This is a genomic window from Xenorhabdus vietnamensis, from assembly GCF_002127535.1.
In the GTDB taxonomy this organism is placed as follows: Bacteria; Pseudomonadota; Gammaproteobacteria; order Enterobacterales; family Enterobacteriaceae; genus Xenorhabdus; species Xenorhabdus vietnamensis.
Window position 1 is genome coordinate 1 of sequence record NZ_MUBJ01000039.1, and the last position, 12525, is coordinate 12525.

A 12525-nucleotide genomic window follows, 5' to 3' on the forward strand; every position below is an offset into this window, starting at 1 on the left:
CCTGGTTGAGCAAGAGCACCGTAATATCAAACGTCGGATACGACAGATGCTGGGGTTCAAATCGTTTCGCCGGGCACAGACGCTCCTGGCCGGCATCGAACTGATTCACATGATACGCAAAGGGCAATATCAACATCCACAAAGTGATGGATTATCACCCGCGGAACAATGGAACAATTCTATTTGCTGGCTGCCTAAATAACCGGCAACACCACTTTTGCTAACTTGCCGCCGTTAACGCGACACTGCCAAATTGATTCCGCCACAGTTTGTCCGCCCCTTCGTCAAAAGATTTTATTGATGCCGAAGCCATCTGTGAAGCGGCCTCACGTCCTTCCATTCATCTTGTTCAGCCCAGAACTGAATCTCAACAAGCAATGCGTGCATGACATCGGGTCAGGGAGTCACTGGTCAGAGATAAGGTTAAAACGACTCATCAGATGCAGGCTTTTTTACTGGAATTGGGTATCAGTATGCCGACCGGGGTAGCGGTGATAAACCGGCTTTCCCACATGCTCACCGGGCATGAACTTCCGCCTTATTTAACTCATTGACTTATGCGCTTGCATACCCATTATCTCTATCTGGTTAAACAGATAACTGAGCTTGAAAACGCGTTGGCGCAAGCACTGCAACGTGATGATACGGGTTAACGGCTGATGAGTAAGCGTACGGGGAACCACACCCAGCCAGGGTGAATTCACTGATTAAAATAGCTATCATCTATTCTGATTATGGAAAAATCCCGCCTGAGCCAATCCAGGTTTACTCAAGCCGAATGGCTGGACATTTTTGAACAGCAGAAAAAATCCGACCTAACTGTCCACCAGTTTTGCCAAAAAATCGGTATCTCTATGACCCAGTTCTATCACCACCGCCGACGTGACTCCCACCCACAGGAAAAGCGGTCTGGGCCGGCCAATGGCATTCGGTTAAGGAAATAACGATGTTATAAAAATAAAATTTAAATGGGGGGAGCAAATCATGAATATCTACCAACGCCTAAACAAAACTTTTTTTAATTCATGTTCAAGAATTGATAAATCTTGGCAAAAAAGAAAGAGAACAATAGATACAAAACTGATTGCTTTATTCCTAATGAAAATTATATCAGGAAAGAATAATCATGGATATGCTTATATTATCAATGAAATATGGGATGACTGCATTCGTGAAAAAATACCCCTTCCTCAATATAATCCTGTCTCTGCTTCATCGATGTGCGAAGCCAGAATAAAATTACCGGATGATACTATTAAAACTATTAATAAAGATATTGTCTCTGTCTGGGAGAAGGATTCTCGCCCAACAACATGGAAGGGACACCGGCTTTTTGCTATTGATGGTTCAAAACTAAATGTTCCCAGAAAACTTATCAATAATGGCTATCGGGTCACGCAAAAAACATCCAGATATTATCCCTATGCGATGATGAGTTGCCTTTATGATATATTGAATTTAATTATATATGATATTGATTTTGTTAATCATAATAACGAGAGAGCTTGTGCAGAAAAACACTTTAGATATCTGGATAGTGATGCTGTCGTTATCTTCGATAGGGGGTATTTTAGTTATTATATGTTACATCAAGTGATAAGAAATAATTTGGATGCGATATTCAGAATACAGGAAGGCAATAGAAACAAAGTGATTAGAGACTTTACTGACAGCCATTACGATGATGCTATTGTGACCTATATCCCTTCGGACGCGGTAAAGTCAAACCTTAGAAAAAGAAAACTTCTTTCTGAATTACCGCCTATAACGTTACGGTTAGTAAAGTATTTACACGGAGATGTTGAATATATTCTCGCGACGACTTTAATTGAACAAGATTATTATGGAGCAAAAGATTTTAATGATTTATACCATCAACGATGGGAAATAGAAGAATTATATAAATTATCCAAGTCAATCCTATATATTGAAGATTTTCATTCACATAATGAGAAAGGCGTCAAACAAGAACTTCAGGCACATATATTATTAATTAACCTGACAAGGATATCGGAAAATTATTTTAATCACAGGAACTATGATGATGAGGGGAGTCGTATCGATAACAAGGAGAGCAGGGATAAAAAACAGAAGCTGAGTTCAAAAAACTGTTTGTTTTTTGTCGTCAAGCATCTCCCCCTGCTAATACAGGGGAGGTTAAAAAAACATTTAAAATCATTTTATTACATGCTTCACGCATTTCTGGCAAGAATGATACAACGGGTGAAACCAGGGAGGCACTACCCACGGAAATCGATGAAACCCAGAACACGATGGAATTCTTTTGATGCTCCGATAAGGATTTAACCGAATGCCATTGTCCGGCTTACAACCCCAATTATTATCTCCTTTTAATGTTCGGTTTTACTGTACGGATAATTTTGCATCGTACAGTATACTTCCTAAAGAAAAACATATTGTTGGGAAATATTGCACTCAACGTATAGAAAGAACCAACCTGACACTCCGTACACGTTTAAAAAGACTAAACCGAAAAACGCTGGGTTATTCCAAATCGGAAGAGATGCACGATAAAATAATAAGTACTTTCATAGAACAGGAATATTACCTTTGCTAAGGAATTTAACTATTGGAGGAGTGACCCGAATTTGGAGTTTTATACTAAATAAAATTTACAAAATTTAAAATTGGAAAAATCAATATTCTCGGTCGGAACATTATTTTTTTCGAGGTTTTATGCACAACTGTTTTTGAATTTCCTACATGTATATTATAGTTTCATTGGAAATAAAATTAAACCCAAAGGAAATTATTATGGGGCAAGGTGGATACATAACCTTAGTTAACAGTACAAATTCAAACTGGAACAGAAGTGATTACCACAGCTATCAAATGAATAGCTGGAATTTTCCTGAAATTATTGCAGCAAAAAGCAGTGCAAAGATTTACGTAGAATGGAGTCAAGGTTTTTTTGAAAATAGCTCAGACGATTCGGGAGAGGTCACTTATACATTAGAAAACACAAGTAATGTTTCATTTCAGATACAGGCAAGGGCTTTTTTCCGACTACAAGTATACTTCAGCAATCTTGAAACCAGCGGTAATACTAAAGGCTCCACTTTGCAACTTGCATGGAACCACGATGGAATAGTCAATTTCTTATTGTCTGGTCGTGAAGGTGAATATACAGCTTCAAATCTCGATGCATTCAGTTGGATGAGTGACAATATTAGTTTATTAGGAAATAAAAAATTAAGAAATATCTGCATGGCAGGTTCCCATGATGCAGGAATGAGCATTCGTAATTCTGGCACTCCTTTTGCTTTTGAATGTAATACACTAACACAGAGCTGTGATATTTTGGGGCAACTTAATCTTGGTGCAAGATATTTTGATATTCGCCCTGTCATAAGCGGCGGTCATTATTATACCGGGCATTATGGCCATGTGGAGGCCATATCGTCATGGCAAGGTTCGAATGGACAATCAATTCAGTCAATAATCAATAATATCAATGAATTCACTGCCTCTCGAAATGAACTCGTTATTTTAAATTTTTCACACTCACTTAACACAGATGTCGGCAATAACAGTTATCGCACTTTTACTCAGGGTGAGTGGGATGGACTGCTGAATGAGCTTTCATCAATAAAAAAATTATTCATTACTAGTGACTCAAAGAATCCAGACCTCACTTTGCTGACATTGAATGATTTTATCAGTGACGGCCCATCAGTATTATTAATTTTTGAAGATGATAATGTTCAACTTGGAGATAAGGAAAATAAAGGGTTTTATTATCACAGTTGCTTTAATGCGTACAATGAGTATGCAAACAGCGACAATGTGTTGTCCATGTCTGAAGATCAGATTGAAAAAATGAACCGGGAAATGCCGAATAACTATTTTTTACTGTCCTGGACTTTAACACAAAATAATACCCAAGCAAGCACATGTTGTACGGCTTTAGCATCAAGCATTAAACAGCTAGCAAATAAAGCAAATCAAGAGTTAGCCTATCGGTTGTATCCCGCAATATCAGGAAATCATTATCCAAACATTATTTTTGTTGACTACATTGATACATCTGAAGCGACAGCAATGGCAATGGCGGTAAATTGGTTTATTCATGGGTAGCCATAAAAAAGAGCCACAAATATTGCGGCTCTTTTTCTCATAATCCATTAGATATTGAACGTGCTGCCACTGTTATATTGGTGCTATCACATTTGGGGTTGGTTCACCTTCTTACGGCACAGGTGGCGGCTGAGGAAACGACAGTTGGTGAGAAAATGACAACGCTACGAATGTCACTGGTGGAGTGGCAACACATTTTGTTAAACGGCCTTTGTTGAGATTGACTAGGACGCCATGATGGAGGAACTTCAGTTAGGCTGACAAAATTTCGGACGATATGCGGAATTCAAGAATATGCAGATTCACAAGCAAAGGAGCCGGATGCAGACAAGCATACCGGCTCCTTTCACTCAGCATATTCGATCACCCCGCAGCGAAGCGATCAGTTTATCCGGAGCTCGAATCTTCCCTTTTTGAGGCTCGGTGGTACAACGGCGTTCATCGTATCCGCACGCAAATATATTTCTGTTGTTTGGATATCTGCATGACCGAGCCATGACAGAAATATGCCGAGAGAATCGGTCAATGGAACCGCTATTACTATCTGATTTCAAGACAAACGCTGCCGTCCAGGAACAGGATACTCCGCATATCGCCGAATATGCCGTGCTCTACATATTCGGCGGTTCCGGCTTGGAACCCATGATGGAGAGAGCCCCCCAAGAGTTACTAACGTGAACTCTAATTTAATTAAGTGTAATTTAATAAATATGAGGTTTTTTATGAGTGTATGGGATGAATTTCACAAACTGAGTACTCTTTCTGTAGGTTTTCTAGATAACACATCAGCAAAGAATGCTGAGATTTTTGCTAATGGAAAGAACCAGGTTGCCATTTACATTAAAGTCAAAGTATTGAAGCAGGATGGCTCGGAATCAATAATCTCACCTGAGGAATTGCTAAAACAAACATATTTAGTGAACTATGTTACTGGTGAAAAAATAAATTACAACGGGACATGGAATTACTCACCAGACAATTTAGGTTATAGTAATATAATCTCATGGAATTCATCTTATCTCCCTTATGAAATGCAGGTTAGAGGTGGTGAACGGTTGGTTGTATATTATATTTCTACCCAAAATATGTCTTCGGGAATTGATATCGGTGCAGAAATTGATATTCCCGGCGTGGGTCAGTTCAATACTACACAGGACGGTACCCGTACAATCAACGCGCCAGCCAAAAGTAAAGGTTCCGTATTTAAGTCCCCGAGTTTTGTTCGTGTAAGTGCACGAAATTCTATTGATTACAGCTTATCTGAAAACATTATGATTTCTAATATGCCTAAGTCGATATCAGATTTTGAGACTGTCGTATCAGATATGCTGGTTACCCACACCAACTGGGCTAATGTTGCTTACGATAATTACGAAGGTACCAGTTTAAGAACGGAATTCTACATCAAACCGAAATATGGAATTTTGTTCCATGAAATGAATGTGAGAAGGAATCAGGCCACCTTAAGCACAGTGCGCATTGTCGGTGATGGATATGCAGATACGGTATGGGGAGTCGGTGGTGAGTATTACGATACCCAATTCATTTTTGTCAACAAAGAAACCTACGGATTAGATTCTGATTCATCCATCCTCGCGAAATGTGGATGGGAAGACTATTGTTATAAAATTGGCGATAGTGATGGGCGCCATTGCTGGCGACAGACGCTTCCTGAAGGGATGATTAAAGTTAATATTTGCAATCATCGGATCCCCCGAAGCCAATCAGAGCAGAAAGGATGGAGTAACGATGGGACAACAATCAGGATTGATGTTGTAGATAACTATGGTAATAGCGGCGTTATTACCATTACTGCATCTGATTCTCGGTGGCCTCAATTAGTTGTAAACGGCATTTGACTGTGAGATGAATTATTTTCGGCACTAATAATAGTGCCGTTTTATTTCGATAGTAATAAAAGGCAATTCAGTGAAAATCAACTTGCCTTGGTTATTTCTATAAGGGACTATGTTATGAATGACAGCTTTTCTTCACAAGCCAGCAACTTTATCAGCACTCTGCAAACCCAAGTGGACCCGCGAACTGGACAGTTCATGGTTAAGCTCCCCGTTGCGCAATTAATAGGGAATAATCAACTCGGACCGGAGTTATCACTCTCTTTCAGTTATTCCCCCCTGAATAAGAACAACTATGGATTTGGTATTGGTTTTGGACTGGGCCTTACCCAATTCAATAATAGAACTAACCTGCTAGAATTGAGCAGTGGTGAAAATTACAGAGTTGAACCAGGCTCTGATACAGTCCGCAATAAAAAACTAAACAGTTTCCGCTTCGTTTATACCAACGGCCATAATGATGAAGAAGGTTATACTGTATTCTGGAAAGAAGGCAAATCAGAACGTCTGACACCAATAGAAGACGGTGAGACCTTCGTTACCACACAAATAATCTCTCCACTAGGTCGACATCTGAACTTGTTTTGGGACTGGAGTGGGCAAATATCCCGACTGTCCAAGGTAGAAGATGAATCCACAACACTGCTTCAGGTGGTCTATGACACTTTCTCGACTATGGTGATTTGGCCCGGCACCGCTGATGAATACAAGGTCAATTTTGAATTTATTGATAATGACTCTCGACTTGATGCGGTATCCTGCCAAACATCTGAGACAGAAACGCTCAAATGGTCTTTTGTTTACGACACCGTAGATTCTGGTCAACGCCAGTTACTCACCGGGGTGAATTCCCCTACGGGGAAGACCGAGAGTGTACAGTACAGTCAAATTAACGGGTTGCGTTTCCCTGAAAATTCAGGTTTGGCCCCACTGCCGGCAGTGTTGTCTCATACATACAATCCGGGGAGCGGACAGCCAGAAACAGTGACCTACTACGAATATACTGAACAAAATTTTCTTGGATACAACGGAAATTTTGGTGACTGGTCAGGCGATAGTGATTACCTCTATACCACACTGACTGATTATACCTATGGTTCAACCGAAACGGTGACGGATGGTGGCGTTACGGTGACCACGCACAGAGAGTATAACAATTATCATCTGCAAACCCTTGAGGAAACCATCCGTCAAGGCTGTACATACCGTACGGAATTCACTTATTACGCGCAAGGTGGCGATTTTATTGATGCTCAGCCACCACAATTTCAGTTACCGCGTGAGAAAAAAGAAATCTGGGTGGACACTAACGGTAAATCCCGAGAACAGAGCACATTCACCGAATTCGATGAAAGTGGTAACCCAATCCGAGAAGTCGCGCCAAATAGGACTGTCACCGTCACCACCTGGTATGCCACTGAGGGAGAGGACGGATGCCCGGCAGAACCCAACGGATTTGTTCGTTTTATGAAACACCGAACCACTACTCCGTTCAAAACAGAATATGAATCTCCAGAATATTCCACCCACTATATCTATAACCGTTTAGGTAAAACAAATTACGCGGTGCTAGAGAGTCGCTCTGAATACGGAGGTGATTTACTCCTGCTCCGAGAAGATATTGCATACAACGGTGACAGTAGTAGTGGTGAGTTCGGCCGTATTACATCCATTACTAATACGAAGCATGAAAACATGAAGAATGCCGCTGTTTATACCACCAGGCAGGATTTTTCTACGACCGTCAACAATGGAGTCATGTATCAAGAGATAATCTTTACCGGCCATGATGGTATCCGGATTGTTACATCCCGTACACAGTCTGCATATTCTGGGCTTCTGCACAATGAAACCGATGCACAAGGCGTAATGGTCACCCATACGTACGATAAAATGGGACGCCCATTGAGCCGCACTACGGCATCGGGTACGGAATACGAAAACACCATAACCTGGAAATATGTCATTAAGGACGATGGCCCAGTCACCATTAAGACCGACGCCTTCGGCAATAAAATGAAAGTGCACTTTGATGGTGCAGGCCGAATCATCAATCAGCAACGCTATGACGCAGATGTATCCCACCAATGGTATGAGATCGCCTCCCACACGTTTAACTCATTCGGCGAACATAGCACCGGTACGGAACAGGACTGGCTGACATTTCCTTCGGACACAATCAAAAGCTTTTCCGTAAAGGCAGATACGGAATATGACGGCTGGGGCACAGCAAAACTCCTGTTGTTCTCCGATGGAATGAAAAGCTTCCAGAACATAGACCCAGTCACCCTGACTCAAGTGATGTACAACCAAGGAACTGCGGGTTCAGCGACATCAATAAGTGGGCAACTCCTCACCACATTTGACAACCAGCATCACCTGCCACTCACTAAACGTCAGTTGGATACATCGGGCGCAGAACAGGGTATCCATCAATACAGTTGGGATGGGCTGGGGAGATTGCGGCAGGAAACAGATGAGCTGAATAATGTTACTCAACGTACCTATGACGTCTATAATCGCGTCCTGACTCAGACACTGCCAGACGGTAGCAAGCTGAGTCGGGCCTATGCTCCGCACCTAACCGGGGATCAGGTGGCTTCTGTTAGCGTAACCGGTCCTGATGCTAACGGTACAACGACTACCTGGCTGCTAGGAACGCAAGAATTTGACAGTCTTGGACGGGTCACGAAACGCTCAAACGGTGGACGTACCACATTGTATACCTATGATAGTGCCTCCCAGCTACCGTCAAGCATCACTCTGCCTTCAGGCAAAATGGTGAAATACACCTATATTCCTGAATTGGGTAACGTGGTCAACAGTATGACAACGGATGGTGTGACACAGACGTTCCGCTATGACAGTAAAACTGGCGAACTGCTTCAAGCAACGGAAGGCAGCACAGCAATCAATAACACCTGGAATACCTCGGGCAGCCTGGAATCTGAGAGCTTCACGCAAACCGGCAGTACTCGCAACACCGCATATACTCGGACACTGGCTGGCAAACCCGTCATGTACACTGATATCACCGGTAAGCAAACCCACTACAGCCGTGATGTGTATGGCAGGGTGACCGATATTACCGACGATGCCCTGACGGTCAGTCTGGAATATGATGCGCTGGGGCGCCTGAATAGCCAGACAGTGAAGGATACAACGACCACATCCACACTGACCACGGTGCTGCATTACGATGATTTTGGCCGTGAAGTCACCCGCTCCGTGACTGACAGTAACGGGACCAAGCTAACCGTGAAGCAAACTTGGCTTAAAAACGGGTTACTGGCTACCCGGACTACCCAGCAAAATGACAAAACTGTGCGGGATGAACAGTATAATTATGATAATCGTAACCGGCTGGTCAGCTACAAAGTGGCTGGCGAAAATTTGCCACCGGATGCATACGGCAACCCAATGTCCGAACAGACGTATCATTATGACGCGCTGAACAACCTGACTTCCGTTATTACCACGCTGACTGACGGCACTTCGGACACAGCAACATACCATTATGAGAATCATGAAGACCCAACGCAGTTAACATCCGTGACACATACCCACGGTGGTTATCCGCAGACCATTAGTCTAGCGTATGACGCAGAAGGCAGGATGACACAAGATGAGGCGGGGCGGACGCTGACCTATGATGTGACCGGACGCCTGACCTGCATCAGTGGGAAAAGCATCAGCGGCGGCACTTACAGCTATGACGCACTGAACCGCTTGGTCAGCCAGAATGTCAGCGCTGGGGACATACGGAAATTGTTCTACCGTGGCGATGAACTGGTTAATGAGGTACTGACGTCACAGGGCCGAGAGACACGTCTGATTAAGGCTGGACATACCTGTCTGGGAGTGAGTGACGGCAACGGTCTGACGCTGACCGCCAGTGACCGAAATGACAGTCTGCTTTGGTCACGTCAGGGCAGTGAAAGTGATGGAAAACTCCACGGATGGTCACCCTATGGTCAAGGTAAACCTGCGGGTTTGTTGCCGGGCTTTAACGGCGAGCGCGTTGACCCAGTAAGCGGCACCTACCATCTGGGTAATGGCTACCGCGCCTATAACCCGATACTGATGCGCTTTAACTGTCCAGATAGTTTTAGTCCATTCGGGGCCGGAGGTATCAACCCATATGCCTACTGTGCCGGAGATCCAATCAATCACACCGACCCATCAGGGCACTTAAGCTGGCAGGCAATCACCGGTATAGTGGCCGGAACGATAGGTCTGGCTCTGGCTGTATTCACGGCAGGAGCCTCCATTGCAGCGGCTGGTGGTGTGATGGCAGCCATCAGTACGGCATCGGCTACCTCGCTGATTGTAGGTGGATTAGGCGTTGCTTCAGATGTAACCGCTATAGCTTCCGGAGCGGTGGAAAATATTAACCCAGAAGCATCAGCAATTTTAGGATGGGTATCATTAGGTACCGGATTAACAGGTGTAGGGTTAAAAGGTACCAGCTCACTAATGAAGAGGGCTGGCTCTTATTCGGTCAGCAAAGCTGGGGCAGTGAATAATAGATTAGCCAGAGTTCCCGCCGGAAATGGAGTGATGAGACGTGCCCAATGGCATGAAGTTCCACATAATGGGAAAGTTATTTATGGTTCAGACCAAGAAATTCGTGGCACTCAGATTCGCGAGCCACTGGAAAGAATCAATGCCCGTGCTAGCACCAGAAGCTCAAACCCCAAAACAGTTGTCATTCTATCTGGTACCCATGGAAGGCCAGCCGGTAATAACTGGATTACGAATGGATTGCTCGATCCACTGCAATGCAGCAATCTACAGCTCCGCGATTTACGGCTTCTTGACGAGTCATTTTACCGTGAAGATGTGAGTATGTATCGAACAAACCGTACACCACTTATCAGGAGATCCATAAAAGTTGTTGACTCTGATGGATTGACCGATATCGATTATAAACGTTACTACCAGAGTCCGATATGTCATGTCATTGGTGGGTATTGTTTTAGCCGCAATGATGAAGCCTTACGTCGTTATTTGAATATCCAACCTGTAACGAGTTTTTCAAATAGTTACTGGCGGTCACTAAATGCTGGAAGAATAGTCGATGGATTGTGGGTATGATGAAGAAGAAAAAGGTCATAGTAATATTATTTGGTTAAGAAAAATGTTTGACTAAACATTCAGGGGTTATCGGGTCGCGCAAGGGAACTTCCCCCCTGCGCCCCACGGAACCGGACGTGACAGTCTCCCGTCATCCGGCTCTTGTCGTTGACCGTTCGCGCCGCGTACAAATTTCCCAGTGTGCAAACAGACCAGGCTTAACACTCCTTATCCTGCCTAACCATTCATATGCCTGAGCCAGGTTACCGTGCACCCGCTTATATTTGCGAGTAACCCATTTAGCAAGGTGCAGATCTACATGACTGGCTATACGGTCCATTGCTGACCGATAAAAGTGCCTATAATACTTGACCCAGCCTCGTAACATGGGATTGAGCCATCGTGCCATTACTTCCAGCGACAGCGGTGTTTTGTGACTCAAATCCCAGCCCCGTACTGTCTGCCGGATTGCCTTCGCAGCTCTGGCGCTCATTGCTGGCAGGAAATTCACTGATAGCTCTCCTTCTTCCGAGACCGACTTTCTTGGCCTGAAAGTGTAGCCCAGAAAGTCGAAGCTGATTTCAGGATATGCCTCCGTTCTTTCCCTGTCCTTGCAGTAGACGACTTTCGTCTTACCCGGACTCATCTCCAGCTTACACTCAGCGGACGTTTTCTGAGCTTACTACGCAGCATCATTGCCTGCGCATGACTCTTGCAGTGGATGACTATATCATCAGCGTACCGCTCAAACCGGATGACGGGAAATTCCCGTTTCATCCACATATCGAATGCATAATGCAGGAACAGATTGGTCAGCAACGGACTAATGACGCCTCCCTGAGGAGTTCCTTTGTCCTTATCTGCACCGTTCCATCCGGCATGTACACCGACACGGTTAGCCATCGCTCTCATCAGGAGTTCATGATCGATGTTATCGAAGAACCCCCTTGATATCCACGTCCAGCACCCAGTCAATGCGCCAGCATCGTTACCGAGCTACTCTCAGGGCATCATGCGCAGATTTATGTGGGCGGGAGCCATAGGAGTCAACGTGGAATTGTGGCTCCAGAATTGGTTCCAGCATGTCTTTGACCACCATCTGCGCGATGCGATCCACGACCGTGGGTGGTTCTGTCGCATTAAGGCAAAGTTAGCTAAGATATCCGCTTTTATTGTATGGTCTCATCATGTCTTTAATTCAAAAAACCTTCCAACGTCTCCATTATCCGACTGATATTATGGCTCAGTGTCTTCGCTGGTATTTAGCTGATGCCTTGAGTTTACGCAACCTCGAAGAAATGATGGCTGAACGCGGTATTAACGTTGAGCATTCAACGTTGCACCGTTGGGTTACTCGATTAGTGCCGCTATTGGATAAGGCCTTTCGTCGGCATAATGTAGTGGTCAAGGACTTCCGGACAAATTTTTAGCCGCTTTCCATTGTTTTTCGTACTCAACGGGAGACCTGCCCCCGTTGAAACTATGGGGACGGACA

At 44.1% G+C, this 12525-nt stretch carries 9 protein-coding genes and 4 pseudogenes; 10 read left to right on the forward strand and 3 right to left on the reverse strand.

The genetic code is table 11. The features are described 5' to 3' along the window. The 9 genes and pseudogenes from Xvie_RS19095 to Xvie_RS23415 form a co-directional block, all read left to right on the forward strand. On the forward strand, window positions 1–202 hold a 202-nt coding region (locus Xvie_RS19095; protein ID WP_139838900.1), incomplete at its 5' end, for a DDE-type integrase/transposase/recombinase. Window positions 203–250: 48 nt separating this feature from the next. Next, a pseudogene (locus Xvie_RS19100) lies at window positions 251–650 on the forward strand (IS110 family transposase); the annotation flags it as partial. 84 nt (window positions 651–734) lie between these two features. Continuing rightward, window positions 735–944: an IS66 family insertion sequence element accessory protein TnpA gene (gene tnpA / locus Xvie_RS25930; RefSeq protein ID WP_422645954.1), complete on the forward strand. Its 210-nt coding sequence runs from the start codon at window positions 735–737 to the stop codon at window positions 942–944. A gap of 40 nt (window positions 945–984) precedes the next feature. Further along, window positions 985–2307, forward strand: coding sequence for an IS4 family transposase (locus Xvie_RS19110; RefSeq protein ID WP_086110720.1), 1323 nt, complete (start codon window positions 985–987; stop codon window positions 2305–2307). Window positions 2308–2338: 31 nt separating this feature from the next. Continuing rightward, window positions 2339–2578, forward strand: a pseudogene (locus Xvie_RS19115) (IS1 family transposase); the annotation flags it as partial. 197 nt (window positions 2579–2775) lie between these two features. After that, complete coding sequence (locus Xvie_RS19120; RefSeq protein WP_167376327.1) at window positions 2776–4098, forward strand: PI-PLC domain-containing protein; 1323 nt, start codon at window positions 2776–2778, stop codon at window positions 4096–4098. A gap of 722 nt (window positions 4099–4820) precedes the next feature. After that, the gene (locus Xvie_RS19130; protein ID WP_086110723.1) at window positions 4821–5957 is read left to right on the forward strand and encodes a hypothetical protein; all 1137 of its coding nucleotides are present in this window, start codon (window positions 4821–4823) and stop codon (window positions 5955–5957) included. Between the two features lie 114 nt (window positions 5958–6071). Then, window positions 6072–11051, forward strand: coding sequence for an RHS repeat-associated core domain-containing protein (locus tag Xvie_RS19135; RefSeq protein WP_086110724.1), 4980 nt, complete (start codon window positions 6072–6074; stop codon window positions 11049–11051). A gap of 47 nt (window positions 11052–11098) precedes the next feature. Then, window positions 11099–11287 (forward strand): hypothetical protein, encoded by a 189-nt coding sequence (locus Xvie_RS23415; RefSeq protein ID WP_167376326.1) that lies wholly within the window; start codon window positions 11099–11101, stop codon window positions 11285–11287. 14 nt (window positions 11288–11301) lie between these two features. Here Xvie_RS23415 and Xvie_RS25020 read toward each other — a convergent pair. The 3 genes and pseudogenes from Xvie_RS25020 to Xvie_RS24245 all read right to left on the reverse strand — a co-directional run. Continuing rightward, window positions 11302–11676: pseudogene (locus Xvie_RS25020) on the reverse strand (group II intron maturase-specific domain-containing protein); the annotation flags it as partial. Then, window positions 11673–11933 carry a reverse transcriptase domain-containing protein gene (locus tag Xvie_RS23425; RefSeq protein WP_244175740.1) on the reverse strand — a complete coding sequence of 87 codons (261 nt, stop codon included), beginning with the start codon at window positions 11931–11933 and terminating at the stop codon, window positions 11673–11675. The gene Xvie_RS23425 and the pseudogene Xvie_RS25020, both read right to left, overlap by 4 nt. An 85-nt stretch (window positions 11934–12018) precedes the next feature. Continuing rightward, window positions 12019–12147, reverse strand: coding sequence for a hypothetical protein (locus tag Xvie_RS24245; protein WP_279625692.1), 129 nt, complete (start codon window positions 12145–12147; stop codon window positions 12019–12021). A 70-nt stretch (window positions 12148–12217) separates the two neighbouring features. Here Xvie_RS24245 and Xvie_RS19150 point away from each other — a divergent pair. Beyond that, window positions 12218–12424: pseudogene (locus Xvie_RS19150) on the forward strand (IS6 family transposase); the annotation flags it as partial. Between the last annotated feature and the right edge of the window lie 101 nt (window positions 12425–12525).